At 69.9% G+C, this 25,463-nt stretch carries 27 protein-coding genes; 17 read left to right on the forward strand and 10 right to left on the reverse strand.

Annotated features, from left to right (window positions below; genetic code table 11):
• The first annotated feature begins 17 nt into the window (after positions 1–17).
• The gene (locus tag JJL56_RS08290; RefSeq protein WP_200484881.1) at positions 18–905 is read left to right on the forward strand and encodes a methylated-DNA--[protein]-cysteine S-methyltransferase; all 888 of its coding nucleotides are present in this window, start codon (positions 18–20) and stop codon (positions 903–905) included.
• A gap of 4 nt (positions 906–909) precedes the next feature.
• On the opposite strand, the gene dapB is transcribed toward JJL56_RS08290, so the two are convergent.
• Both dapB and znuA read right to left on the reverse strand, forming a co-directional pair.
• Complete coding sequence (gene dapB, locus JJL56_RS08295; protein ID WP_145623137.1) at positions 910–1,707, reverse strand: 4-hydroxy-tetrahydrodipicolinate reductase; 798 nt, start codon at positions 1,705–1,707, stop codon at positions 910–912.
• 71 nt (positions 1,708–1,778) lie between these two features.
• On the reverse strand, positions 1,779–2,738 hold the full coding sequence (gene znuA, locus JJL56_RS08300) for a zinc ABC transporter substrate-binding protein ZnuA (RefSeq protein WP_200484882.1): 960 nt from the start codon (positions 2,736–2,738) through the stop codon (positions 1,779–1,781).
• 152 nt (positions 2,739–2,890) lie between these two features.
• Between znuA and znuC the strand changes: the two genes are divergently transcribed.
• Both znuC and znuB read left to right on the forward strand, forming a co-directional pair.
• On the forward strand, positions 2,891–3,652 hold the full coding sequence (gene znuC, locus JJL56_RS08305; RefSeq protein WP_247890976.1) for a zinc ABC transporter ATP-binding protein ZnuC: 762 nt from the start codon (positions 2,891–2,893) through the stop codon (positions 3,650–3,652).
• A complete protein-coding gene (gene znuB, locus JJL56_RS08310) occupies positions 3,645–4,433 on the forward strand; it encodes a zinc ABC transporter permease subunit ZnuB (RefSeq protein WP_145623140.1) in 789 nt (262 codons plus the stop codon). Before znuC ends, znuB begins: the two co-directional genes overlap by 8 nt.
• Positions 4,434–4,436: 3 nt before the next feature.
• Here the strand turns inward: znuB and JJL56_RS08315 are convergent, their stop codons facing one another.
• A complete protein-coding gene (locus tag JJL56_RS08315; RefSeq protein ID WP_145623141.1) occupies positions 4,437–5,321 on the reverse strand; it encodes a LysR family transcriptional regulator ArgP in 885 nt (294 codons plus the stop codon).
• Between the two features lie 95 nt (positions 5,322–5,416).
• Here JJL56_RS08315 and JJL56_RS08320 point away from each other — a divergent pair, with 95 nt between their 5' ends.
• Entirely contained in the window at positions 5,417–6,016 is a 600-nt protein-coding gene (locus JJL56_RS08320; protein WP_200484884.1) for a LysE/ArgO family amino acid transporter, read from the forward strand.
• A gap of 57 nt (positions 6,017–6,073) precedes the next feature.
• On the opposite strand, the gene JJL56_RS33640 is transcribed toward JJL56_RS08320, so the two are convergent.
• Complete coding sequence (locus tag JJL56_RS33640) at positions 6,074–7,378, reverse strand: methyl-accepting chemotaxis protein (protein WP_200484885.1); 1,305 nt, start codon at positions 7,376–7,378, stop codon at positions 6,074–6,076.
• Positions 7,379–7,726: 348 nt separating this feature from the next.
• On the opposite strand from JJL56_RS33640, the gene JJL56_RS08330 reads away from it, so the two are divergent.
• The 6 genes from JJL56_RS08330 (at position 7,727) to JJL56_RS08355 (ending at position 13,468) form a co-directional block, all read left to right on the forward strand.
• On the forward strand, positions 7,727–8,497 hold the full coding sequence (locus JJL56_RS08330; RefSeq protein WP_145623144.1) for a (Fe-S)-binding protein: 771 nt from the start codon (positions 7,727–7,729) through the stop codon (positions 8,495–8,497).
• A 4-nt stretch (positions 8,498–8,501) separates the two neighbouring features.
• On the forward strand, positions 8,502–9,938 hold the full coding sequence (locus tag JJL56_RS08335; protein WP_145623145.1) for a LutB/LldF family L-lactate oxidation iron-sulfur protein: 1,437 nt from the start codon (positions 8,502–8,504) through the stop codon (positions 9,936–9,938).
• A 2-nt stretch (positions 9,939–9,940) separates the two neighbouring features.
• Positions 9,941–10,627, forward strand: coding sequence for a LutC/YkgG family protein (locus JJL56_RS08340; protein WP_145623146.1), 687 nt, complete (start codon positions 9,941–9,943; stop codon positions 10,625–10,627).
• Positions 10,628–10,749: 122 nt separating this feature from the next.
• Entirely contained in the window at positions 10,750–11,334 is a 585-nt protein-coding gene (locus tag JJL56_RS08345; RefSeq protein WP_145623147.1) for a Smr/MutS family protein, read from the forward strand.
• A gap of 12 nt (positions 11,335–11,346) precedes the next feature.
• On the forward strand, positions 11,347–11,751 hold the full coding sequence (locus JJL56_RS08350; protein WP_137103761.1) for a helix-turn-helix domain-containing protein: 405 nt from the start codon (positions 11,347–11,349) through the stop codon (positions 11,749–11,751).
• A gap of 175 nt (positions 11,752–11,926) precedes the next feature.
• Positions 11,927–13,468, forward strand: coding sequence for a sensor histidine kinase (locus JJL56_RS08355; RefSeq protein WP_200484886.1), 1,542 nt, complete (start codon positions 11,927–11,929; stop codon positions 13,466–13,468).
• On the opposite strand, the gene JJL56_RS08360 is transcribed toward JJL56_RS08355, so the two are convergent.
• The 4 genes from JJL56_RS08360 to JJL56_RS33645 form a co-directional block, all read right to left on the reverse strand.
• On the reverse strand, positions 13,428–15,056 hold the full coding sequence (locus JJL56_RS08360) for an ABC-F family ATP-binding cassette domain-containing protein (RefSeq protein ID WP_200484887.1): 1,629 nt from the start codon (positions 15,054–15,056) through the stop codon (positions 13,428–13,430). The genes JJL56_RS08355 and JJL56_RS08360 overlap by 41 nt on opposite strands.
• A gap of 193 nt (positions 15,057–15,249) precedes the next feature.
• Entirely contained in the window at positions 15,250–16,587 is a 1,338-nt protein-coding gene (gene hslU, locus JJL56_RS08365; protein ID WP_145623150.1) for an ATP-dependent protease ATPase subunit HslU, read from the reverse strand.
• 22 nt (positions 16,588–16,609) lie between these two features.
• Positions 16,610–17,158 (reverse strand): ATP-dependent protease subunit HslV, encoded by a 549-nt coding sequence (hslV, locus tag JJL56_RS08370; protein WP_014238902.1) that lies wholly within the window; start codon positions 17,156–17,158, stop codon positions 16,610–16,612.
• An 84-nt stretch (positions 17,159–17,242) separates the two neighbouring features.
• The gene (locus JJL56_RS33645) at positions 17,243–18,799 is read right to left on the reverse strand and encodes a S1 family serine peptidase (protein WP_200484888.1); all 1,557 of its coding nucleotides are present in this window, start codon (positions 18,797–18,799) and stop codon (positions 17,243–17,245) included.
• Between the two features lie 148 nt (positions 18,800–18,947).
• Here JJL56_RS33645 and hisB point away from each other — a divergent pair, with 148 nt between their 5' ends.
• From hisB to JJL56_RS08410, 7 genes are read left to right on the forward strand one after another with little or no spacing between them, the layout of a single operon-like run.
• Entirely contained in the window at positions 18,948–19,571 is a 624-nt protein-coding gene (gene hisB, locus JJL56_RS08380) for an imidazoleglycerol-phosphate dehydratase HisB (protein WP_145623151.1), read from the forward strand.
• Positions 19,572–19,622: 51 nt separating this feature from the next.
• Positions 19,623–20,267, forward strand: coding sequence for an imidazole glycerol phosphate synthase subunit HisH (gene hisH, locus JJL56_RS08385; RefSeq protein ID WP_145623152.1), 645 nt, complete (start codon positions 19,623–19,625; stop codon positions 20,265–20,267).
• 2 nt (positions 20,268–20,269) lie between these two features.
• Positions 20,270–20,812, forward strand: coding sequence for a GNAT family N-acetyltransferase (locus JJL56_RS08390; RefSeq protein WP_145623153.1), 543 nt, complete (start codon positions 20,270–20,272; stop codon positions 20,810–20,812).
• Positions 20,813–20,826: 14 nt separating this feature from the next.
• Positions 20,827–21,576, forward strand: coding sequence for a 1-(5-phosphoribosyl)-5-[(5-phosphoribosylamino)methylideneamino]imidazole-4-carboxamide isomerase (gene hisA / locus JJL56_RS08395; RefSeq protein ID WP_145623154.1), 750 nt, complete (start codon positions 20,827–20,829; stop codon positions 21,574–21,576).
• Positions 21,576–22,373: an imidazole glycerol phosphate synthase subunit HisF gene (gene hisF / locus JJL56_RS08400; RefSeq protein WP_145623155.1), complete on the forward strand. Its 798-nt coding sequence runs from the start codon at positions 21,576–21,578 to the stop codon at positions 22,371–22,373. Before hisA ends, hisF begins: the two co-directional genes overlap by 1 nt.
• Positions 22,366–22,707, forward strand: coding sequence for a phosphoribosyl-ATP diphosphatase (locus JJL56_RS08405; protein ID WP_145623156.1), 342 nt, complete (start codon positions 22,366–22,368; stop codon positions 22,705–22,707). The genes hisF and JJL56_RS08405 overlap by 8 nt, the downstream gene beginning before the upstream one ends.
• Positions 22,708–22,753: 46 nt before the next feature.
• Positions 22,754–23,122, forward strand: a complete 369-nt coding sequence (locus JJL56_RS08410) for a histidine triad nucleotide-binding protein (protein WP_145623157.1) — start codon at positions 22,754–22,756, stop codon at positions 23,120–23,122.
• Between the two features lie 153 nt (positions 23,123–23,275).
• On the opposite strand, the gene JJL56_RS08415 is transcribed toward JJL56_RS08410, so the two are convergent.
• Positions 23,276–24,151: a DUF2279 domain-containing protein gene (locus JJL56_RS08415; protein ID WP_200484889.1), complete on the reverse strand. Its 876-nt coding sequence runs from the start codon at positions 24,149–24,151 to the stop codon at positions 23,276–23,278.
• A 93-nt stretch (positions 24,152–24,244) separates the two neighbouring features.
• The gene (gene mltA, locus JJL56_RS08420; RefSeq protein WP_200484890.1) at positions 24,245–25,450 is read right to left on the reverse strand and encodes a murein transglycosylase A; all 1,206 of its coding nucleotides are present in this window, start codon (positions 25,448–25,450) and stop codon (positions 24,245–24,247) included.
• Positions 25,451–25,463: the final 13 nt, after the last annotated feature.

Here is a 25,463-nt window from a genome sequence, read left to right on the forward strand (position 1 = left end):
CCTGGGAGAGAACCGCCATGCCGTGCCTGAATCCCGCCGAAGACCCGGTCGATGCGCGGCGCCACCGCGCCATCGCCGCCGCCATCCGTCATCTCGTGGACCACTGGCAGGACCAGCCGGGGCTGGACGAGTTGGCTGCGGTCGCCGGCATGAGCCCCTTCCATTTCCAGCGGCTGTTCACCCAATGGGCGGGGATCAGCCCGAAGCGCTTTCTGCAGTTCCTGACGCTGGACAACGCCAAGCGGCTGCTCGCCGAGAACCAGAGCGTGCTGGATGTGGCGCTGGACGTCGGGCTGTCCGGCCCGTCGCGGCTGCACGACCTGTTCGTCGCCTGCGAGGCGATGACGCCGGGCGAGTACAAGGCGCTCGGCGGCGGGCTGACCATCCGCTGGGGCCTGCACCCGACGCCCTTCGGCCCGTCGCTGGTCGCCGCCACCGAGCGCGGCGTCTGCTGGCTGAGCTTCGCCGAGGAGGAGGACGGGCGCGACGCGCTGGCCGAGATGGCCGCCGCCTGGCCCGCCGCCCGTCTGGTCGAGGACGCCGACGCCACCCGCCCGGTCGCCGCCCGCGCCTTCCGCTGGGACGGTTCCGCAGGGGGTGAACCGCTGCGCCTGCTGATGAAGGGCACCAATTTCCAGATCAAGGTGTGGGAGGCGCTGCTGCGCATCCCCTCCGGCGCCGTCGTGTCCTACGAGGACGTGGCCCGCGCCATCGGCCAGCCGACCGCCATGCGGGCGGTGGGGGCGGCGGTGGGGCGCAACCCGGTCTGCGTGCTGATCCCCTGCCACCGGGTGATCCAGAAGTCGGGGATCATCCACAACTACCGCTACGGCATCCCCCGCAAGCGCGCCCTGCTCGCCTGGGAGCAGGGGCACGCCTTGCCGGAGGACGAGGCCGCAGCCTGACCGGTCAGAGGCCCAGCACGTCCTTCATGCTGTAGAGGCCCGGCTGCTTGTCGTTGGCCCACAGCGCCGCGCGGACGGCGCCCTTGGCGTAGATCTGGCGGCCCGACGCCTTGTGGGTCAGCTCGACCCGCTCGCCCTCGGCGGCGAAGACCACCGTGTGGTCGCCGATCACGTCGCCGCCGCGCAGCGTGGCGAAGCCGATCTCGCCACGCGGGCGGACGCCGGTGTGGCCGTCGCGGACCTTCTGCCAGACATCCTCCAGCGCCACCCCGCGGCCCGCCGCCGCCGCGCGCCCAAGGCCGAGCGCGGTGCCCGAGGGGGCGTCCACCTTGTTGCGGTGGTGCATCTCCAGGATGTCGATGTCGTAGTCGTCGCCCAGCGCGCGGCTCACCTGCTCGACCAGCGCCAGCAGCAGGTTGACGCCCAGCGACATGTTCGGCGACTGGACGATCGGGGTGTGGGTGGCGGCCTGGGCGATGGGGTCCTGCTGGGCCGGGCCGATGCCGGTCGTGCCAATGACCAGCACCGTCTGCGACTGGGCGGCCAGCGCGGCGTGGCGGACGCTTGCCTCGGGGCTGGTGAAGTCGATCACCGCGTCGGCCTCGGCGAACAGCGCCGCCGCGTCGTCGATGGCGACGACGCCCAGCGGCTCCAGGCCGGCGAGGGTGCCGATGTCCTTGCCGAGCGCCGGGCCGCCCACCCGCTCCGTGCCGCCGGCCAGCGTGCAGCCCGGCGTGGCGGCGATCTCGCGCACCAGCATCTGCCCCATGCGCCCCGCGCACCCGACGACCCCGATCTTCATGCCTGCCTCCCTGGGAGAATTCCGACACGGGTCTAGCACAGCCGGGGGCGGGGCTTAAGCACCGAGAAGGGTCAGGACCCCAGGCAATCCTTCAACGAGGCGGCGATGTTGCGCATCAGCGCGGGGTAGAGGCCGGGGCCGTCCTTCAAGTCCGCCCCTTCGGGGTCGAGCACGCCCTTCTTCGCCGGGGTGCCCTCGACGATGGTGTTGACCAGCGCCGGTTCGAACTGTGGTTCCGCGAAGACGCAGGCGGCGCCGAGGCCGCCGATCTTGGCGCGGATCTCCGACAGCCGCTTGGCCGAGGGGCGGCGTTCCGGGTTGACCGTGATGGCGCCGACGCCGTTCAGGCCGTACTGCGCCTCGAAATACTGGTAGGCGTCGTGGAAGACGACGAAGGGCTTGCCGGCCACCGGGGCCAGCGCCGCCTTCAGCTCCGCGTCGAGCGCGTCGATGGAGCGGGCGGTGCGCTCGGCGTTGGCGGTGTAGGCGGCGGCGTTGGCCGGGTCCTTGGCCGACAGCGCCTCGGCGATCGCCGCGACCATGGCGCGGGCGTTGGCCGGGGAAAGCCAGATGTGGGTGTTCACCTCGTCATGCCCGTGCTCGTCCTCATGGTCATGCTTGTGATCGTGCTTGTGTTCATGACCGTGGTCGTGGGCCTCCCAGGCGCCGCCTTCGCGGGCGTCGAGCAGGGTGACGCCCGGCGCCTCCAGCAGCGTGACGGACGTCGCCTTCCTGGCGTTCGCCGTCACCGGCTTGTCGAGGAAGCCCTCCAGCTCCGGCCCGATCCAGAAGACGAGATCGGCGGCGGCCAGCGCCTTCGCGTCCGACGGCTTCATGGCGTAGGTGTGGGGGGACGCCGCGCCGCGCACGATCAGCGCCGGCTCCGCCACCCCCTCCATCACCGCGGCGACCAGGGAATGGACCGGCTTGATCGAGGCGACGACCTTCGGCGCCTCGGCCAGGGCCGGGCTGGCGGCGGCGAGGGTCGCGGCAAGGGCAAGGAGCGGCAGGGGGCGCATCGCGGCACGCATGGGTGGGTTCCTCATCGTCTGACTGGACAGCCGGGTCTTTCCGGCGCATAGCTGTCTTCGCTCCCAGCAATGTCACGTTATAACATAACATGTCAATCCATCACGGGGCCCATCACGCGGCCCCCCACGCGGCGCGATCGCCGGTCCCGTCCATGGCCCCTGCCCTGATCGACGCGAAGGGTTTGACGGTGCGGTTGGGCGGGCGGACGATCCTCGACCGCGTGGATCTGGAGGTGCGGCCCGGCGAGATCGTCACGCTGATCGGCCCCAACGGCGCCGGCAAGACGACGCTGGTGCGCGCCGTGCTGGGCCTCGTCCGCGCCTCGTCCGGGGTGGTGGAGCGCCGCCGGGGCCTGCGCATCGGCTACATGCCGCAGCGCCTGACGGTCGACGCGACCCTGCCGCTGACGGTCCGCCGCTTCCTGGCGCTGTGGCGCCCGGTGACCGAGGCGCGCATCACCGCGGCGCTGGAGGAGGCCGGCGTCTCCCACCTCGCCGCCAGCCCGGTGCAGACGGTGTCCGGCGGCGAGATGCAGCGGGTGCTGCTGGCCCGCGCCCTGCTCGGCGATCCCGAGCTTCTGGTGCTGGACGAGCCCGACCAGGCGGTGGACGTCCATGGCCAGGCCGAACTGTTCGGGCGCATCGAAACGCTGCGCCGGACCCGCGGCTGCGGCGTGCTTCTGGTCAGCCACGATCTGCACACGGTGATGGCCCGCACCGACCGCGTGCTCTGCCTGAACGGCCATGTCTGCTGCCAGGGCGCGCCGGAGGACGTGCGGCGCCACCCGGAATACCGCGCCCTGTTCGGCGGTCACGCCGACGCGCTGGCCGTCTATGTCCATCACCACGACCACGCGCACGCCAGCGACGGCGCCGTTGTGCCCGGCCATGACGGGGACTGCTGCCATGGATGATTTCGTTCTGCGCGCGCTCGCCGCCGGCTGCGGCATCGCGCTGGTCGCCGGCCCGCTGGGGTCCTTCGTGGTGTGGCGGCGCATGGCCTATTTCGGCGACACGCTGGCCCATTCCGCCCTGCTGGGGGTGGCGCTGGGCTTCCTGCTGGGCGTCAACCCGCTGATCGGCGTGGTCGGGGTCTGCGTCGCGCTGGCGCTGGCGCTGGTCGGGCTGCAGCGGCGCCGCGCGCTGGCCACGGACACCGTGCTGGGCATCCTGTCGCATTCGTCGCTGTCGCTGGGCCTCGTCGCCATCGCCTTCCTGGAGACGCTGCGCGTCGATCTGGTCGCCTATCTGTTCGGCGACATCCTCAGCGTCACCACGACCGATCTGGGCTGGATCTACGCGGGCGGTGCCGCGGCGCTGGGCGGTCTGCTGCTGCTGTGGCGGCGGCTGCTGGCGGTGACGGTGGACGAGGATCTGGCGCGGGTGGAGGGCATGCCGGTCGAGGCGCTGCGGCTGGCCTTCATGCTGCTGATCGCGCTGGTGATCGCGGCGGCGATGAAGATCGTCGGCATCCTGCTGATCACCTCGCTGCTGATCATCCCGGCGGCGGCGGCCCGCCGCTTCTCCCGCACGCCGGAGGCGATGGCCGCCCTGGCCTCGGTCTTCGGGATCGCCGCGGTTCTCGGGGGCCTGCTCTCCTCGCTGAACTGGGACCTGCCGGGCGGGCCGAGCATCGTGGTCGCCGCCGCCGCCCTCTTCCTGGCGAGCATGATGGTGCCGGTGGCGAACCGCTAACCCTCACACTTGCGTCAAGCGGGCGCGCGCCGTCGTCAACACCGAGCGCGTGATGTCGGCCAGGGTGCGGCTGGCGATGCGGCTGCGCTGCCAGAACAGCGGCACGTCCAGCGGCTGGTCCGGCACCAGCGCGACCAGCCGCCCGTCGCGCAAGGCGCCGGCGACCAGCGGCTCCGGATTCATGCCCCAGCCGAGCCCGGCCAGCGCCGCGTCGACGAAGGCGTGGGTGGAGGGCATCCAGTGGGTCGGCGAGGCGATCTCCACCCCGAAGGCCTGCCGGGTCCACTGCGTCTGCAGCCGGTCCTTGCTGTTGTAGGTCAGGCGGGGCGCGCGGGCCAAAGCCGCCGCGTCCACTCCATCGGGGAAATGCCGGCGCAGGAAGCCCGGGCTGGCCGTCGCCACGTAGCGCAAGGCACCCAGCGGGGTGCTGTCGCAACCCTGCACCGGCTGGGCGCCGGACGTCACCGCCGCCAGCACCTCGCCCCGGCGCAGCCAGTCGGCGCTGTGCTCCTGGTCGTCCAGAACGAGGTCGAACAGCACGTCCGGCGTCCCGGCCATCGCGGCGACGAACCAAGTGGCGAGGCTGTCGGCGTTGACCGCCATGCGCACCGTCACCGCCGGCCCGTCCTGCGGCACGCCGGGAAGCCCGTCGCGCAGCTCGCTTTCCAGCAGGGCCACCCGCTCCGCGTGCTGGCTCAGCCGCAGGCCGGCGGGCGTGCCGGTGCAGGGCGATCCGCGCACCACCAGGATTGTCCCCATCCGCTCCTCCAGCAGCTTCACCCGCTGGGACACGGCGGAGGGGGTGACGTGGAGCTGCGCCGCCGCCCGCTCAAAACTGCCGTTGCGGACGACCGCGGCCAGCGCGGCGAGCAGGGCATAGTCCAGCATGGCTTAGCGTTCCTTAATCAGGATAAGGGACTTTAGTTATTCTAATCCGGACGGCGATGGTAGGGGAACGGCCTCCGCCAACGAATGGGGCCGCCATGCTCTCCGCCTTCCTTCCCGGCCTTCTGCTGGGTCTCAGCCTGATCGTCGCCATCGGTGCGCAGAACGCCTTCGTGCTGCGCCAGGGCCTGCGCGGGGAGCATGTGCTGGCCGTCTGCGCGACCTGCGCGGTGTCGGACGCCCTGCTGATCCTGGCCGGGGTCGGCGGCTTCGCCCAGGCCGCCCAGTGGTTGCCGTGGTTGGAGACGGCGACCCGCTACGCCGGGGCGGCTTTCCTGCTGGTCTACGGGCTGCGCAGCTTCCGCTCGGCTTGGCGGGCGGGCGGCGCGCTGGACCCGGCGGCGGCGGTCCCGGCGGGGCTCGGCGCGACGCTGGCGACCTGCCTGGCGCTGACCTGGCTGAACCCGCACGTCTATCTCGACACGGTGGTGCTGGTCGGGTCGGTGTCCACCCAGTTCGCCGAAGGCAAGCACGCCTTCGCGCTGGGGGCGATGACCGCCTCCGTCCTGTTCTTCTTCGCGCTGGGCTACGGCGCGCGCCTGCTGCGGCCCGTCTTCGCCCGGCCCGGCGCGTGGCGGGCACTCGACACCGGCATCGGCGTCGTCATGTGCACGATCGCGGCGACCCTGGTGGCCTGAACCGTGGGACCTTGATTCGGGGCCGGCGCGGGGATGCTCCCCCGCGCCGGATTTCCATCAGGACGCCTTCAGCGCCTGCAGGAAGGTCTCGACCTGATGCTTCAGGCTGTCGGACTGGCCGGACAGGTCGGACGAGGAGCGGATGACGAGGGTGGAGGCCTGCGCCGTCTCGTTCGCCGCCACGCTCACCGCCTCGATGCTGCGGGCGATCTCGTCGGTGCCGCGGGCGGCCTGGGCGACGTTGTTGGAAATTTCCTGCGTCGCCGCCGCCTGCTCCTGCACGGCCGAGGCGATGGTGGTGGAGATCTCGTTGATCGAGCGGATCGTCTCGCCGATGCCCTGGATGGCGCCGATCGTCTGGTTGGTCGCCCCCTGGATGCCGGCGATCTGGGCGGAGATGTCCTCGGTCGCCTTGGCCGTCTGGTTGGCGAGGCTCTTCACCTCGCTCGCCACCACGGCGAAGCCCTTGCCCGCCTCGCCGGCCCGCGCCGCTTCGATGGTGGCGTTGAGCGCCAGCAGGTTGGTCTGGCCGGCGATGCCCTGGATCAGCTTCACCACGTCGCCGATGAGCTGCGCCGACTGGGCGAGGCTGTCGGCGGTGCCGCCGATCTGCTCGGTGCGCGACACCGCCTCGCGGGCGATGGCGACCGACCGTTCGACCTGCTGGCCGATCTCCGCGATGGAGGCGGAAAGCTGCTCGGCGGCGGCGGCGACCGCCTGGACGTTGGACGCCGCCTGGGCGGTGGCGGCGGCGGCCTCCGCGCTCTGGCGGGTCGACCGTTCCGACAGGGCGCCGAGCTGGCGCGACACGCCCTGCATGTCGGCCGAACTGCCGGACACCGCCTGAACCACGCTCTTGACCTTGGCGTCGAAGTCGGCGGCGAGGGAGCCGGCGCGCTGGCGCATCTCCTCCTCCTCCTGGACGTCGATCAGCGAGCCGCAGGCGCGCAGCGCCACGCCGGCCGCGTTGCGCCGGCAGCCGCCGATGGCGCGGAACCAGCGGTAGGAGCCGTCGCGCATCTTCACGCGGTAGCGCACGTTGAAGGGCGTGCGGCCGCTGGCGTCGGCCAGGAAGGCACCGAAGGCGGCGAAAGTCGGTGCGCTGTCGTCCGGGTGCAGGCGGTCCGACCAGGAGGTCATCAGGTTCGGAAAATCCTGCTCGCTGTCGAAGCCGAGCAGCCTGCGGAACTGCCCGGACCAGGTCCAGCGGCTCTGCGGATGCGCCGGGTCGCCGTTGTGGAACACCGCGTCCCACAGGCCGACGCCGGCGTGGTTGCCATAGAGATCAAGCGCTTCGGTCAACTCGGCCAGCTCAGCGCCGCGCCCGTTGCCGGCATTGGACCCACCCCGGAAAAAACTCATCAGACTCATCGCCTTGTCCCCCTCCCCTCGCACGATAATCGGTACAACCTTCAGCAGAGATCCATGACCGCAACGATCGGCCGGCCTGTTCTCTTGTACGGAAAATAGGTGAATTTAGATTTCAATTCGGTAAAAACTTTCTCCATGTTTTTGGAAACAGGAAGCGCGTTTGTCGTATTGTTTATTTCGGTTTCTGTTTGATTTTCTTATATTCTTGCATTCACAACCTCTGGATGTCACTCGGCGGGCCGCGACCGGACGCCGCCGGCCCGGCCCGTTGCCATCCCCGGCGGGACGACCTACAGTCGCCGGCGTGAGGTGATAAGCGCACAAGAAGAACAGGACATCATGGCCGACACCCGCCCCGCCCCCCGAGTGGGGCTGTTCGTCACCTGCCTCGTCGATGTCTACCGCCCGACGGTCGGCTTCGCCGCGGTGAAGCTGCTGGAGGACGCCGGCTGCACGGTCGAGGTGCCGGAGTCCCAGACCTGCTGCGGCCAGCCGGCCTTCAACGCGGGCGACCGCGCCACCGCCCGCGATCTCGCCCGCAGCACCATCGCCGCCTTCGAGGGGTTCGATCACGTGGTCGTCCCCTCCGGCTCCTGCGCCGGGCAGATCCGCAAGCATTATCCGGAGCTGCTGGCCGACGACCCGGCCTGGGCGGCCCGCGCCCGCCACCTGTCGGCGCGCACGCACGAGCTGGTGTCCTTCCTGACCGACGTGCTGGGGGTGACGGACACCGGCGCGCGCTACGACGGCACGATCACTTACCACGACAGCTGTTCGGGCCTGCGCGAGCTGGGCATCAAGGAGCAGCCGCGCCGCCTGCTGGCCACGGTCGAGGGGCTGACGCTGAACGAGCTTCCGGGGGCGGAGGTCTGTTGCGGCTTCGGCGGCACCTTCTGCGTCAAATACCCGGACATCTCCAACCGCATGGTCGAGGCCAAGACCGCCGACATCGCGGGCACCAAGGCCGACACGCTGCTGGCCGGCGACATGGGATGCCTGCTGAACATGGCGGGAAAGCTGAAGCGCGAGGGTTCCGCCGTCCGCGTCCGCCATGTCGCGGAGGTGCTGGCCGGCGTCACCGACACCCCTCCCATCGGTGAGAAGGCATAACGCCATGCAGCCGACCACCCACGCCTTTCCCGAGAACGCCCGCAAGGCGCTGAGCGACGAGCGGCTTCAGAAGGTCCTGGCCATCGCGCCCGCCGGTTTCGTCAACCGCCGCAAACAGGCCGCCGACCGCCTGCCGGAGTTCGAGGATCTCCGCGACCAGGGCCGCGACCTGAAGAACCATGTCCTGGCCAACCTCGACACCTATCTGGAGGCCTTCGAGGCCAAGGTCACCGAGCAGGGCGGCCATGTGCACTGGTGCCGCACCGACCAGGAGGCGCGCGACGCCATCCTGGGCATTTGCCGCAAGGTCGGGGCGAAGACCGTCACCAAGGGCAAGTCGATGATCTCCGAGGAGATCGGGATCAACGACTATCTGGAATCCAACGGCCTGACCCCCATCGAGACGGATCTCGGCGAATACATCATCCAGCTCCGCCGCGAACCGCCCAGCCACATCATCGCCCCGGCCTTCCACCTGTCCAAGAAGGACGTGGAGGGCACCTTCCGGCAGGCCCACACCGACCTTCCCCCGGACCGCGTTCTGGACGAGCCCAAGGTGCTGATCGCCGAGGCGCGGCAGGTGCTGCGCCGCAAGTTCCAGCAGGCCGACGTCGGCATCACCGGCGCCAACATCATGGTGGCGGAGACCGGCTCGACCGTCATCGTCACCAACGAGGGCAACGGCGACCTGACCCAGATCCTGCCGCGCGTCCATGTGGTGATCGCCACCATCGACAAGGTGGTGCCGACGCTGGAGGACGCCGCCCTGGTGCTGCGCCTGCTGGCGCGCTCCGCCACCGGGCAGGAGGCGTCGGCCTACACCACCTTCTCCACCGGGCCGCGCCGCCCCGGCGACCTCGACGGGCCGGAGGAGTTCCACGTCGTTCTGCTCGACAACGGGCGGTCGGCGCTGCTGGGGACCGAGTTCCAGGACGTGCTGCGCTGCATCCGCTGCGGCGCCTGCATGAATCATTGCCCGGTCTACGGCTCGGTTGGCGGGCACGCCTACGGCTGGGTCTATCCGGGGCCGATCGGGTCGGTGATGCAGCCCGCCCTGCTCGGGGTGAAGGAGGCCGGGCACCTGCCCAACGCCTCGACCTTCTGCGGGCGGTGCGAGGCGGTCTGCCCGATGCGCATCCCCCTGCCCAAGATGATGCGCCACTGGCGGGAAAAGGAGTTCGAACAGAATCTCCAACCCGCCGCGATGCGCCGGGGGCTGGCCCTGTGGGGCTGGTTCGCCCGGCGCCCGGCGCTGTACCACGCGGCCACCCGCGTGGCGGTGCGGGCGCTGGGGATGCTGGGCCGCGGCAAGGGACGCTTCGCCAGCCTGCCGCTGGCCCAGGGCTGGACCCGGCACCGCGACATGCCGGCGCCGGAGGGCCGGACCTTCCAGCAGATGTGGGCCGAGAAGAAGGCGGCCGAAAAGAAGGGAAAGCGCTGACCATGGCCGACACCAGCTCCGCCCGCGCCCAGATCCTGGGCGGCATCCGCAAGGCGCTGAATTCCGCCGAGGGCTCCGAGGAGGCACGCCAAAGGCTCGCCACCCACCCGCGCAACCTGATCCCGGCCCGCGCCCAGCTTCCCCACGACCGGCAGGTCGAGCTGTTCGCCGCCATGGCGACGGAGGTCTCCGCCACCGTGGAGCTGCTGGGCGGGATGGCCGAGGTGCCGGGGGCGGTGGCCGACTATCTGGCCGGGCTGAACCTGCCCGCCGAGGTCCGCGTCGCCCCGGATGCCGCCTTGGACCCCATCCCCTGGGACCAGCGCCCGACCCTGACGGTGACCAAGGGGCGCGCCCGCGACAGCGACGGCGCGTCGCTGACCGGCGCCTTCGCCGGTGTCGCGGAAACCGGCTCGCTGATGCTCCTTTCCGGAGCGGAACGACCGACCACGCTGAACTTCCTGCCCGACACCCACATCGTCGTGCTGCGGCGCGGCCAGATCGTCGGCACCATGGAGGACGCCTGGGACCGGCTGCGCGCCGCCGGGGCGAACGGTGGCGGGAACGGCGCCCTGCCCCGCACCGTCAACTTCATCACCGGGCCGTCGCGGACCGGCGACATCGAGATGCGGATCGAGCTGGGCGCCCACGGGCCGCGGCGCCTTCACATTCTGCTGGTGGAGGATTGACACGGCTGAGCGTTCAAGGGTTTATCGGAGAATCGTCCGTGCCGGAACCCGTGTTTAACCGTGTTTGATCCGCCCCGCCCTTCGACCCGCGCGCCCGGACGGGCCGCGCCGAGGTCCCCGTCATGAACCGCCGCCGCTCGGTCTCCACCGAGGAACGGCGGCTGTGGCGGATCGCCATGCGCGATGCGGAGCCGATGCCGGGCCGGATTGTCGAGGACCCCGATCCCCCCGCCGCCCCTGTGGCGGAGCCGGAACCGGTCGCCACCACCGCCTCCCCGCCCCCCGCCCTGCCGCCGCGTGGCGGTGTGCCGAAGGGCGGGCGCCCGTCGCAGCCGCCGCTGAAGGTCGGCAATCTCGACAACATCGACCGCCGCACCGCCGACCGCTTCTCGCGCGGCGAGATGGAGATCGACGGGCGCATCGACCTGCACGGAATGAGCCAGGCCCAGGCGCACGGCGCCCTGTCCGGCTTCGTCCACCGCGCCTGGCACGAGGGGCGGCGCTGCGTTCTGGTCATCACCGGCAAGGGCACCTATACCGGCGGGGTCGGCGTGCTGCGCCAGTCGGTGCCGCGCTGGCTGGCCGATGCCGCCCTGCGCCCGATGGTGCTGGCGGTGCGCCCGGCGCAGCCCCGGCACGGCGGCGATGGGGCGCTGTACGTCCTCATCAAGCGGCGGCGCGACCAGCATCAGGGCTGGCACCGCTAGGACGAGGCCGCGATGACACCCTTCGGCGAACGGGTCCGCGCGCTGCGCGAGGGCAAGAGCGTGACGCTCAAGCAGATGGCGGCCGACCTGCACATCTCCTCGGCCTATCTGTCGGCGCTGGAGCATGGCAAGCGGGGCCAACCCTCCGCCCAGCTCGTCCGCCAGATCTGCGCCTACTTCGGCATCATCTGGGACGAGGCGGAGGAGCTGGAACGGCTGGCCGACCTGTCGCACCCGCGCGTGACGGTGGACACCGCCGGGCTCAACCCGAAGGCGACCGAGCTGGCGAACCGTCTGGCCGAACGCATCCACGACCTGGACGACGGAACGCTGGACCGGCTGCTGCTGCTGCTCGACGAGGCACCGGCCCGCGGTGGCGCGGCGGTGCGGCGGCGGGCGGCTCCGCGGCGGCGGTAGGGCCAGCGTCACCGGAGGAAACGGCGGCGCAACGGCACGATTTGCCTTGTGGGTTAATCAGTCGCACCTTCGGCATAGGCAACCGGACGTTTCGCGTTCGCTTTCGCCGCACCGAATCCCTTACCATCCAGTCCGGGTTGCCCCGAAGCCAGGCTTGACCAGACGGAATTATCGTATGACCGCCGAGGTCGGGTCCGTGATGCCCCAGATTGGCGTGACGGACGCCCTGTTCCGCACCATCTTCGACAGCGCGTCGGTCGGCATGGTCGTGGCCGCGCCGGACGGGCGCATTCTGGCCGCCAACCCTGCCTTCGCCCGCAATCTCGGTTACCGGCCGGAGGACATGGCCGGACGGCATCTGGCCGACGTCACCCACCCGGAGGACTGGGCTTGGGAAAGCCTGCGCTTCGGCCGGGTGATGCGGGGCGAAGCGGCGCCGGACCCCTTCGAGAAGCGCTTCCTGCGCGCGGACGGCGGCGTGATGCGCGCCGCTATGCGCCCGTCCAGCCTGCACGGCCCCGACGGGCGGCCGCTGGCGCTGGCCATGGTGATCGAGGACGTGACGACCGCCCGCGCCGCCGACGAGGAACTCCAGCGCAGCGAGGCGCGCAACCGCGCCATCGTGGAACAGGCGGTCGAAACCATCCTGACCGTGGACGCCCGCGGCGTCATCCTGGCCGCCAACCAGGCCGCGGAACAGCTTCTCGGCTACGATCCGGATGAGCTGACCGGCCGGCACATCACCATCCTGATGCCGCCGGAGGAAGCCGCGAAGCACGGCGCCTACATGCGCCGTTACAACGAGACGGGGGTGCGGCAGGTCATCGGCGTCGGGCGGGAGGTGACCGCCCTCCGGCGGGACGGCACCGCCATGGTCGTCTGGCTGTCCCTGTCGGAGATCGACCTGCCGGGATTCCACGTCTTCGTCGCGATGCTGCGCGACCTCAGCGCCTTCAAGGCCGCCGAGCAGGCGCTGATCGAGGCCAAGGAGGCGGCGGAGCTGGCCAACCGCGCCAAGACCGCCTTCCTCTCCAACATGAGCCACGAGCTGCGCACGCCGCTGAACGGCATCCTGGGCTTCGCCGACGTGATCCACCAGCAGATGTTGGGGTCGCTGGAGAACCCCATGTACGTCAACTTCGCGGCGGAGATCAAACGGTCGGGCGAGCTGCTTCTCGCCAACATCAACGACCTGCTGGAGATGGCCACCATCGAGGCCGGTCAGGTCGACCTGGAGGAGGCGCTCTGCGACTTCCGCGACGTGGTGGTGTCCTGCGTCCGTCTGGTCGCCAAGCGGGCGGAGCGCGGCAAGCTGCACGTCGAGGCCGACATCGCCAGCGAGCTGCCGCCCCTGCTGGCCGACCCGCGGGCGCTGAAGCAGGTGCTGCTGCACCTCCTGTCCAACGCCATCAAGTTCACGCCGGAAGGCGGGCGCATCGGCGTGTCGGCCCGCGTGGACTCCGCGGGCGCCCTGGTGGCCGAGGTGTTCGACAGCGGCGTCGGCATTCCGGAAAACCGTCTGGAAACCGTCTTCCAGCCCTTCTTCCAGGGCGATTCCTCCCTGGCCCGCCGGTTCGAGGGCATCGGGCTCGGCCTGTCCATCGCCAAGTCGCTGGTGGAACGGCACGGCGGCCGGCTGGAGATCCGCTCCCTGGAGGGGACCGGCACGTCGGTGGTCATCCACCTGCCGAAGGAACGCTTCCTGACGGACTGGTGAGCTCCACCCGGCGCGTGAGCCCGATGGCGTCGAGGAAGGCCTCGTCGTGGCTGACCACCAGCAGCGCCCCGTCATAGGCGCGCAGCCCGGCTTCCACCGCTTCGATGGAGTCGATGTCCAGGTGGTTGGTCGGCTCGTCCAGGATCAGCAGGGGCGGAGGGACGGCACCGCCGAGGACGCAGGCGAGGCCGGCGCGCAACGTCTGGCCGCCGCTGAGGGTCGACACGCGCTGCAGCGCGGCGTCGGCGCGGAACATGAAGCGGGCCAGCGACGCCCGGCAGGCGTTCTCCCCCGCCTGCGGGTTCAGGCGCCGGAAATTGTCCAGGATCGTCGCCGAAGGATCGAGAAGGCTCACCCGCTGGTCGAGCATGGCGGCGCCGTCCATGACGCGGACGGTCCCGGACCAGGGGTGCCGATGACCCGCGACCAGCCCCAGCACGGTCGTCTTGCCGGAACCGTTGGGTCCGGTGATGGCGACCCGCTCCGGCCCGGTGACGGTGAAGGACAGGGCATGGACGACCGGTGTTCCGGCTTCATAACCCGCGGTGACCTCGTCGAGCGTCAGCACGGTCCGGCCGGGCGGAAGGCCGGTGGACGGCAGAACGACCGACAGCGGCTGAAGGACCTCGATGCGCGCGCGGGCGGCGGCCACGGCGTCCAGCGCATCGGCCCGCTGCTGGGCCGCCCGGCGGTCGTTGTCGCCGCCCGTGGCCTCGCTGCGCTCCTTACGTCCGCCGAGGAGGATGCGCGGCAGGTCGCCTTTCGCCGCCTTGCGCTGGCCCGCCCGGTCCTTGCGCGCCTTGCGTTCGGCGGTGGCCTGCGCCGTCCGGGCCGCTTCCGCCACGCGCTTCTCGGCATCCGCCAGATCGTGGCGGGCGGCGTCGAGAGCCAGCGCCCGGCACGCGCGGTAATGGCTCCAGTTGCCGCCATGGCGGGTGGCGCCGAGGGACGTCAGCTCGACGATGGCGTCCATGCGGTCGAGCAGGTCCCGGTCGTGGCTGACCACCACCGCCCCGCCCCGCCAGGAGGCCAGCAGCCCGATGACCGCCTCCCTCCCCTCGCGGTCGAGATCGTTGGTCGGCTCGTCCAGCAGCAGAAAGTCGGGGTCCGCGAAGACGGCCGCCGCCAGGGCGGCGCGCGTGCGCTGCCCGCCCGACAGGCGCGTCAACAGGGTTTCCGGGTCCGCCTCCAGCCCCACCCGGCCAAGCGCGGACCGGATGCGCGTGTCCAGCGTCCAATCCACCTCGGCCAGCGCGTCCGCATCGGCCTCGCCCCGCTCGGCGCGGCGCAGCAGGTCCAGCATGGCGGTCGCGCCGAACAGGCCGGCGACCGTGTCGTCAGGCCCCACGGACAGGTTTTGATTCAGGATTCCCAGGCTGCCGCGGATGGACGCCATCCCCGACCGCGGACGCAGCGCGCCCGTCATCAGTTTGAGAAGGGTCGATTTTCCGGTGCCGTTGCGACCGACGAGCCCGGTCCGTTCAAGGCCGAACCTCAGGCTGATGTCGGATAGGACGGAACGTCCGTCAGGCGTGGACCAGGACAGGTTCGCCAGCGTGATGGCGGGCTGTGTGATGGAAGCAGGCATGGACGCGGATTTCCCCGAAGACGAAACGAACGGACGTTGCGGTCGGGTTGAAATCCATTGTTTTGCGCATCCTGCCGTGGTGAGACACCGGCCATTCTAAGGCCGGCCGGGCCGCAGATCAAGGCGGGTGGACTCTTACAGCCCTCTCCCCTGAGGGGAGAGGGGATCACAAATGAAATAGCCGCGACGCGTCTTACAGAATGAACTTCGACAGGTCGGCGTTCTTGGCGAGGCCGCCGACCTGCGCACGGACGGTGTCCGCGTCGATCGTCACGGTCTGCCCGGCCTTGTCGCTGGCGGTGAAGCTGATGTCCTCCAGCAACCGTTCCAGAACGGTGTGCAGGCGCCGCGCCCCGATGTTCTCCACCGTCGCGTTGATCTCCGTGGCGAGGCGGGCCAGCTCGTCGATGGCGTCGTCGGTGAAGATGAGATCGACCTCCTCGGTCTTCAGCAGCGCCTTGTACTGCTTGATCAGGCTGGCTTCCGGCTCGGTCAGGATGCGGCGGAAATCCTCCTGCTCCAGCGCCTTCAGCTCGACGCGGATCGGCAGGCGGCCCTGCAGCTCCGGCAGCAGGTCCGACGGCTTGGACAGGTGGAAGGCGCCCGACGCGATGAACAGGATGTGGTCGGTCTTCACAGCACCGTGCTTGGTGCTGACGGTCGTGCCCTCGATCAGCGGCAGCAGGTCGCGCTGCACGCCCTCGCGGCTGACGTCGGCGCCGCCCTTGTAGTCGGAGCGGGCGGAGATCTTGTCGATCTCGTCGAGGAAGACGATGCCGTTCTGCTCCACCGCCTGGATCGCTTCCGAAACGACCTTTTCCTGGTCCAGCAGCTTGTCCGACTCTTCCGCCATCAGAACGGTGTAGCTCTCGGCGACGGACATCCGCCGGGACTTGGTGCGCCCGCCCAGTGCCTTGCCGAAGATGTCGTTCAGGTTGAGCATGCCCATCTGGGCGCCCGGCATGCCGGGAATGTCGAAGGTCGGCAGGCCGCCGGCGGTGTCGGCCACCTGGATTTCGATCTCGCGGTCGTTCAGCGTGCCCTCGCGCAGCATCTTGCGGAACTTCTGCCGCGTCTCCGGGCTGGCGTTCTCGCCGCACAGCGCGTCCACCACGCGCTCCTCCGCGCGCAGCTCGGCCTTGGCGGCGACCTCCTTGCGCAGGCGCTCCTTGGTCAGGCCGATGGCGGCCTCGACCAGATCGCGGACGATCTGCTCGACGTCGCGGCCGACATAGCCGACCTCGGTGAACTTGGTCGCCTCGACCTTCAGGAAGGGCGCTTGGGCCAGCTTCGCCAGACGGCGGGCGATCTCCGTCTTGCCGACGCCGGTCGGGCCGATCATCAGGATGTTCTTGGGCAGAACCTCCTCGCGCAGCCCCTCGGGGAGCTGCTGGCGGCGCCAGCGGTTGCGCAGCGCGATGGCGACCGCGCGCTTGGCCTCGTGCTGGCCGACGATGTAGCGGTCGAGTTCGGAGACGATCTCGCGCGGGCTGAAGGCGGCGGTGGCGGCGGCGATGCTGGGGGCAGTCATGGTGGCGGACCCGGTCTGAGGGTTAGAGCTTTTCGAGCGTGACGTTCTCGTTGGTGTAGACGCAGATGCCGGCGGCGATCTTCATCGCCTTGCGGGCCACGGCCTCCGCGTCCAGACCATCGACGTCGACCAGCGCGCGCGCCGCCGACAGGGCGTAGGCGCCGCCGGAGCCGATGCCGATCAGCCCGTCCTCCGGCTCCAGCACGTCGCCGTTGCCGGTCAGGATCAGGCTGACGTTGCGGTCGGCCACGGCCATCATGGCCTCCAGCCGGCGCAGGTAGCGGTCGGTGCGCCAGTCCTTGGCCATCTCCACGCAGGCGCGCAGGAGCTGGCCGGGGTGCTTCTCCAGCTTGGTCTCCAGCCGCTCGAACAGGGTCAGCGCGTCGGCGGTGGCACCGGCGAAGCCGCCCATCACCGTGCCGCCGGCGAGCCAGCGCACCTTGCGGGCGTTCGATTTCATGACCGTCTGGCCGACGGACACCTGGCCGTCGCCGGCAATGACCACCTGCCCGTTCTTGCGGACCGAGAGGATGGTGGTGCCGTGCCACTGGATGGGATCGTGGGAAGTCATCGGGACCGTGCTCGAAGGAAGAATCGCCCGTGCCCGAACGGCCCGGCTTGACCCCGGCCGACATAGGCACATCGGAACACGGGTCTATGTGGGGGGACGGCGGGTCCCGTCAAGTCTGGCGTCATGGGCCGGTATCCCACGGGACGGAATTGGCCGGGGAGCGAGCCGCGTCACCTCCACCCCCAGGCGGGCCAGCGCCTCCATCACCGGGACGAAGGCGGTCAGGCCGTGTGCGGCCCCCGGCAGCGGGCCGGAATGGGCAACGCCCAGCAGGTTGCCCGCCTCGTCCACCAGCGGGTCGCCCGGCGCCGGGTCCGGCCCGGTCAGGTCGGCCTGGAACAGCGTCGCCTCCACCCCCGGCGGCGCGTCCGGATCGGCCCGCCGGGCCGCCAGGATGCCCGGCGACGTGTCGTCGCCCCGCTCCAGGACCGCCAACACCGGCTCGCTGACAGCCGGGTCGCCGAGCCGCAGCGGTGCCGCGCGCAGGCGTGCCGGCACCCGGACCAGGGCGATTCCGCCCGGAACATCGCGCGCCATCACTGTTCCGTCCAGCGACACCCCGCGCGACGGTGCGACGACGATGGTCGCGTCCGGCCCGGCGTCGAGCGTCAGCAGAAGCGACTGGCCGTCCAGTTCACCAAGCACGATCCCCCTCCCCTTGCGCTCCTCCGGCCCGACGCGCACGGTGGCGGCGGACACGCGGGCGGTGGGATCGTCGGCGTAGCCCTGGAGCGGGTCGACGATGCGCAAAATCAGGGTCGGAGGACGGGTTTCCTCCAGGAAATGAGCCGGTCCCGCGGAGGCGCCGCCGGGATCGACCACGGCGGTTGACACTACGGGCCGCCCACTTGACACATGCGGGGTCCCACTTGACACTCCTGCCACCCCACTTGACGCTACCGGGGCCGCACTTGACGCTCCCAGAGGGGCGGTTGACACTCGTCCCCGGCCACTTGACACTATGGCGGGACCACTTGACGCTATCGCCCCGCCCCGCGACACCGCGGCGCGGAAGCCGGGGTCGGCGCCCAGCGCCTCCACCGCCGTGGCGAAGGCCTCCTCGATCAGCAGAACGTCGCCCTGCGGCACGCCGCTGTCCTTGCGGGCCACCCCCGTGGTGGTGACGCGGTGGACAAGCCGCCCCGTCACGGCGTCGTAGACCGCCCAGTCGACCCGCAGGCTGCCGACGCCCGACACCCCCTCGCTGCGGCCGGTCAGCCAGCTCCGGCGGCGGCACAGGTCGCTGTTCACCGCGCGCAGGTCGCCGCGCAGGATGTAGCGGGCGCGCTTGCGGTCGAACTCCGCCTCGTAGTCGCTGCCCTGGACGCCCGCCACGTCGTAGCCGGCGTCGGCCAGAACCTCGGCGAAGCGTTCCTGGAAAGTGGAATTCTCGTGCAGGCTGCGCCCGCTGGTCCAATGGACGTCCTCATAGGGCGGCCAGCACTCCAGCGCCCAGACATAGCGTCCCGTCACCATGCCCCGCCGCATGGAGCCGAGCGAGAGGCCGTCGAAGCGGACCGGCTCCGTCGAGCCGCGGGCGACGGGCGGCGCCTTGCGGGTCTGCGGCAGCTCCCCGCCCATGCAGGCGGCCAGCGCCAGCAGGGCGGCGAGGGGCAGGAAAAGGCGTCCGGGCGTCGGCATGTCCGGTGGCATATCCCATTATGCGCGTTGAGCGTGCACACAGACATGCACACACACGCATTATGCGGCATCGCGACCGACGGTCATAGGCGTTTTCGGAGGCGGCACCTCTGGCGTGCCCGCGCGCTTCCTGATAAAACCCGGACTCATGGACCAGAGCCTTGCCAATGGCGTCCGCCGCGCCTCGATCGAGCGGAACACCACCGAAACCCGGATCAGGGTCGCCGTGAATCTGGACGGCACCGGCGTCTATGACGTGAAGACCGGCGTCGGCTTCCTCGACCACATGCTGGAGCAGCTGTCGCGCCACAGCCTGATGGACCTGTCGGTGGCGGCGGAGGGCGACCTGCACATCGACGCTCATCACACGACCGAGGACAGCGGCATCGCCATCGGCATGGCGGTGGCGAAGGCGCTGGGCGACCGCAAGGGCATCCAGCGCTACGGCCACGCCTACATCCCGATGGACGAGACGCTGACCCGCGTCGCGCTGGACTTCTCCAACCGGCCCTACCTGATCTGGAAGGTGTCCTTCAGCCGCGACAAGATCGGGGACATGGACACCGAGCTGTTCCGCGAGTGGTTCCAGGCCTTCGCCATGGCCGCGGGCGTGACTCTGCACGTCGAATGCCTCTATGGCGAGAACAACCACCACATCGTGGAAAGCTGTTACAAGGCGCTTGCCCGCGCGCTGCGGGCCGGGATCGAGATCGACCCGCGCAAGCGCGACGCCGTGCCCTCGACCAAGGGGACGCTGGGCGGCTCCCTCTGAAAAAACCGGCGGCTTCGATAAGGCCGGGTCTCTCTTGAAGGTCCTCGTTTCATGGAAACCGTTGCGCTGATCGATTACGGCTCCGGCAACCTGCGTTCCGCCGCCAAGGCTCTGGAGCGCGCGGCGGCGGAGTGCCACGCCTCCTTCCAGGTCCTGGTGACCTCCGATGCCGACGCCGTGCGCAAGGCCGACCGCGTCGTCCTGCCCGGCGTCGGCGCCTTCGCTGACTGCAAGCGCGGCCTGTCGGAGGTTCCCGGCATGCTCGACGCTCTGGACGAGGTGGTGCACGTCAAGGGCCGTCCCTTCCTGGGCATCTGCGTCGGCATGCAGCTGATGGCGGAGCGCGGGCGCGAATACGGCGTGACCGAGGGGCTGGGCTGGATCAAGGGCGAGGTGGTGAAGCTGGAGCCCGCCGACCCGACGCTGAAGATCCCGCACATGGGCTGGAACGAGCTGGACATCCGCCGGCCTCACCCGGTGCTGGCCGGCCTGCCGGACCGCGCGCACGCCTATTTCGTCCACTCCTACCGCTTCGCCGTGGAGCGGCCGGAGGACGTGATCGCCAGCGCCGATTACGGCGGACCCTTCGCCGCGGTGGTCGGGCGCGACAATCTGGTCGGCACCCAGTTCCACCCGGAAAAGAGCCAGGAGACGGGGCTCGCCCTGGTCGCCAACTTCCTGACCTGGCGGGTCTGACGATGACCGACGTCACGGTCGAACGCATCGACACCCTGAAGACCGGCGATCTGCACGACCTGTGCGACGCCGCCGACGACGCCGTCAAGGCCGGCGGCGGCTTCGGCTGGGTCGCCCCGCCCCCCCGCGAGATCATGGAACGCTACTGGAAGGGCGTTCTGGTGGTGCCGGAGCGCATCCTGTTCGTCGGCCGGCTGGACGGCGTCATCGCCGGCTCCGCCCAGCTCGTCAAGCCGGCCCGCAACAATGAGGCGCAGGCCCACGCCGCCACCCTGACCACCAGCTTCGTCGCCCCCTGGGCGCGCGGCCACGGCCTCGCCCGCCGCCTGACCGTGGCGGTCGAGGAGGAGGCGCGGGCGTCCGGCTTCCGCGTGCTGAACCTCGACGTGCGCGAGACCCAGAGCGCGGCCATCACGCTGTACGAGGACCTGGGCTTCCGCCGCTGGGGCACGCATCCCTTCTATGCGCTGGTGGACGGCAAAAGGCTGGCCGGACATTTCTATGTGAAAGATCTCACCCCCGACACGCTTCACGACACGCCATAGGACGAGACACCGCGATGATCATCTATCCCGCCATCGACCTCAAAGACGGTGCCTGCGTTCGGCTGCTGCGCGGCGAGATGAGCCAGGCGACCGTCTTCAACACCGAACCCGCCGACCAGGCCCGCCTGTTCGAAAGCCAGGGCTTCGAATGGCTGCATCTGGTCGATCTGAACGGCGCCTTTGAGGGCAAGCCGGTCAACGGACAAGCGGTCGAGAACATCCTGGGCGCCGTGACCATTCCGGTGCAGCTGGGCGGCGGCATCCGCGACCTGAAGACCATCGCCATGTGGCTGGAGAAGGGTGTCAGCCGCGTCATCCTGGGCACCGTCGCCCTGCGCGAGCCGGAGCTGGTCCGCGAAGCCTGCCGGGAGTTCCCCGGCAAGGTCGCCGTGGGCATCGACGCGCGCGAGGGTTACGTGGCCGTTGCCGGCTGGGCCGAGACCTCGACCATCAAGGCGCTGGATCTGGCGCTGAAGTTCGAGGACAGCGGCGTCGCCGCGATCATCTACACCGACATCAACCGCGACGGCGCCATGGGCGGGGTGAATGTCGAGGCGACCTCCGACCTCGCCTTCCACCTGACCACCCCGGTGATCGCGTCGGGCGGCGTCTCCTCCATCGACGATCTGATCGCGCTGAAGAAGGAGGAGGACACCGGCATCCAGGGCGTCATCTGCGGCCGCGCGCTCTACGACGGGCGCATCGACCCGAAGACGGCGCTGGACCTGCTCTCCCCCGCTCCCGTCACCGGAAAGGCCGGCTGATGCTCAAGATGCGCGTCATCCCCTGCCTGGACGTCAAGGACGGGCGAGTCGTCAAGGGGGTCAACTTCGTCGATCTGATCGACGCCGGCGACCCCGTGGAGCAGGCCCGCGTCTATGACCGGGAGGGGGCGGACGAGCTGACCTTCCTCGACATCACGGCCAGCCACGAGAACCGCGACACCATCTACGACGTGGTGCGCCGCACCGCGGAGCAGGTGTTCATGCCGCTGACCGTCGGCGGCGGCGTGCGCACGGTCGAGGACATCCGCAAGCTGCTGCTGGCCGGCGCCGACAAGGTGTCGATCAACACCGCGGCCATCCACCGTCCGGAGTTCGTGCAGGAGGCGGCGGAGAAGTTCGGCGCCCAGTGCATCGTCGTCGCCATCGACGCCAAGCAGGTCGAGCCGGGCCGCTGGGAGATCTTCACCCACGGCGGGCGCAAGGCCACCGGCATCGACGCCGTGGAGTGGGCCAAGCGCATGGAGTCCTATGGCGCGGGCGAGATCCTGCTGACCTCGATGGACCGCGACGGCACCAAGAGCGGCTTCGACCTCGCCTTGACCCGCAAGGTGGCCGATGGGCTGCGCATCCCGGTCATCGCGTCGGGCGGCGTCGGCACGCTGGACCATCTGGTGGAAGGCATCCGCGAGGGCCATGCCACCGCGGTGCTGGCGGCCTCCATCTTCCATTTCGGCACCTACACCATCGGACAGGCCAAGGCGGCGCTGGCCGCCGCCGGCATCCCGGTGCGCCCGGCCCGGCCCGTGTCCTCCGCGGCGGAGGCGGCCAATGTCTGACGACAAGAAGGCCGTCAACGCCAAGGTTCTGGACCGGCTCTACGCCACTGTCCAGGCGCGCAAGGGCGCCGATCCGGACACCTCCTACACCGCCAAGCTGTTCCACCGCGGCACCGCCAAGATCGCCCAGAAGGTCGGCGAGGAGGCGGTGGAGACGGTCATCGAGGCGGTGCGCGGCGACAAGGCGGCCATGGCCTCGGAATCGGCGGACCTGCTCTATCACCTGATGGTGCTGTGGGCCGACGCCGGTCTGGAGCCCGCCGAGGTCTGGGAGAAGCTGGCCCAGCGCGAGGGCACCAGCGGCATCGCCGAGAAGAAGGCGCGCAAGGCATAAATCGAGCAAGGCTCAACACGAGCAAGGCGGAAGGGGAAACGACGCGATGGCCAAGACCTACGATCCCAACAACGTCTTCGCCCGCATCCTGCGCGGCGAGATTCCGTGCAAGAAGGTCCTGGAGACCGAACACGCACTGGCCTTCCACGACATCAACCCACAGGCCCCGACGCACATCCTGGTGATCCCGAAGGGCGCCTACGTCGATATGGACGATTTCAGCGCCCGCGCGACGGAGGCGGAGATCGCCGGCCTGTTCCGCGCGGTTGGCGAGGTTGCCCGCGGCGCCGGCGCCGCCGAGCCCGGTTACCGCATCCTGTCCAACTGCGGCGAGGACGCGAACCAGGAGGTTCCGCACCTGCACATCCACGTGTTCGCCGGCCGCCGCCTGGGTCCGATGATCACCAGGGGATGATGGCAAAAAGGGGATAAAGGAAAAGGGATCGCTCTCCGAGCCGCCCGCTGATCCACGTGAAACATCGGGGCGCCGAGGGAAACCTTCGGCGCCCCATTGGTTTTCTTCACCCCTGGTCGCCGATCCGATGCTCTGCAAGGGGATCGGTTCCGCTCAGGGAGCGATGCGCCAATCCTTGGATATGTAGGTGTAGGGCGGCTGGATGTAGTGGAACACGCCGCCGGTCTTCACATGCGGGCTGAGCAGGCGGGTCAGGTTCAAGCCAATGCCGAGATAGAAATATTGGCTTCGATCGTCGCGGCTGGGGTTGGTGCTGTAATCCTCGTAGCCCCGCGCGTAGAAGCCGACATGGAACTCCAGATGCCGCAGCAGAGGGTCCTGGATGGCGTCGAACCCATCCGCCTTCACCGCGATCAGATATTTCAGCCGTCTGTAGTCGGTGAAGACGTCCGCTTGATATTTGTCGCCGCCGGAGAACGGGTTGTACTCGACCCTGAAATCAACCTTGCGGGCCAATTCCGGGTTGTCCCACAGGATGTAGCCGGCCACGGCTCCGACGGTGTTGAACAGCATGTCCTGATAGGAGAATCCGTAGTCGTCGCTGAAGGCGTCACCGACCTCCACCAAGCCCATGATGCCCAGCGACGATAACGCGCCGTACCGGGCGGAGTCCGTCTGGGTGAAGCCCCAACTCTGGTATTGGCGGGCCAGCAGATGGCTGATCGCGTAACCGGTCCAGGCATGGCCGATCTTGTCGGCACCGCCTTCGGTCGTGCTGCGGCCGAACCAACCCTCATCCTGAAAGCGAGGGCCGCCGGTGCCCCAATCCCAGGACCATACGCCCCACCCCAGGGCCAATATGCCGGTGCCGACGTTGAGGGCGAGCGCCTTGTCCTCCTTGCTCCATCCCTGGTCTTCCATCATGGAGGCAGAGGCGGGTCTGCCGGGCAGGAGCAACGCGGCGGCCAGGAACCCCGCGATCACCTGTCCGGTCACTCGGGCCGCCATCGCTCGGGCTAGAAGCATCATGCGGGATGAGCCCTCCTTCCGGTGGACACTTCCCGACATGATGACGCACAGGCCCCCGCTCCGTCCCGGTTCTTCCGGATGTTGGACGTCCGGTTAGGACGCCGGCGCGACGGTCTTCGGCAGAAGGACGTAGTATTCGCCGGCGCTCTTCATCACGCCGGCCTTCTCCTCCGCCTCCGGCCCATGGCCCCAGAAGACATCGCCACGGACCGGGCCGCGGATGGCCCCGCCGGTGTCCTGGGCGATCAGCAGACGGCGCAGCGGCGTCCGGGCGTCCAGCGGGTCCTCGGCGTCCAGCCAGACCGGCACGCCGTAGGGCAGGAACTTGGAATCGACGGCGAGGCTGCGTCCCGGCGTCAGGGCGACGTTCTGAGCGCCGTTCGGCCCCTCCCCTTTCAGCTCCTGGAAGAAGACGTAGGAAGGATTCTTGTTCATCAGGGCCGCCGCCTCGCCGGGGTTGGCCTGGAGCCAGGCGCGGATGGTCTGCAGCGACACCTCCTCGCGCTTGAGGGCGCCTCGGTCGATCAGCTCCCGCCCGATGGCGACGTATTTGTGGCCGTTCTGGGCAGCGTAGCCGACGCGCGTCTCGCTCCCGTCGGGGAAGCTCACACGGCCCGATCCCTGGATGTGCAGGAAGAAGGTGGCGATGGGGTCCTGAAGCCAGACCAGCTCCAGCCCCTTCCCGCCCAGTGCCCCGGCCTCGATGGCCGCGCGGTCCTCGAAGGGCTTCAACCGGCCCGCCGTCACCCGCCCGGCGATGCGCTCACCCCGCCAGCGATCGGCGAACTCGCCGAGATCGACCATCACCAGATCGGCCGGGCGCTTGTAGAGCGGCACCGGAAAGGCCGGGTCCGGCATCCGGCTGCCCTTCAGCTCCACCTCGTAGTAGCCGGTAAAAAGGCCGCGCCGCTCGGCGTTGTTGGCCGCGGCGTAGGGGGTGAACCACGTCTCGAAGTAGGCGCGGGCCGCCGCGTCGTCGCCGGGCGGCAGCTTGGCAAGCTCGGCGCAGGGGGCTTGCCAGTCCGCCGCCTTGCCGCCGACCCCGTCCGGTCCGATGGAGCGGTCGGCGACCAGCGCCTTGACCTTCGCGCAGGAGCGCTGGAAGGCCGGGACGGCCTCCGCCACGCGGTCGGCGCTCCAGCCGGGCAGCGCCGTGAAGGCGACCGGGGTGAGGACCAGCTTTTCGGGCGGCGGGGGCGGCGGCGCCTTGGCCTCCTCCTCCTTCCGCTCGCAGCCAATGAGAAACGCCGCGGCAAGGACTGCCGCGGCGCTGAGACGAACAACCGGATGAGAGAGCATCAGAACCGATCGG

The organism is Azospirillum aestuarii, assembly GCF_016632405.1.
GTDB classification, from domain to species: domain Bacteria; phylum Pseudomonadota; class Alphaproteobacteria; order Azospirillales; family Azospirillaceae; genus Azospirillum; species Azospirillum aestuarii.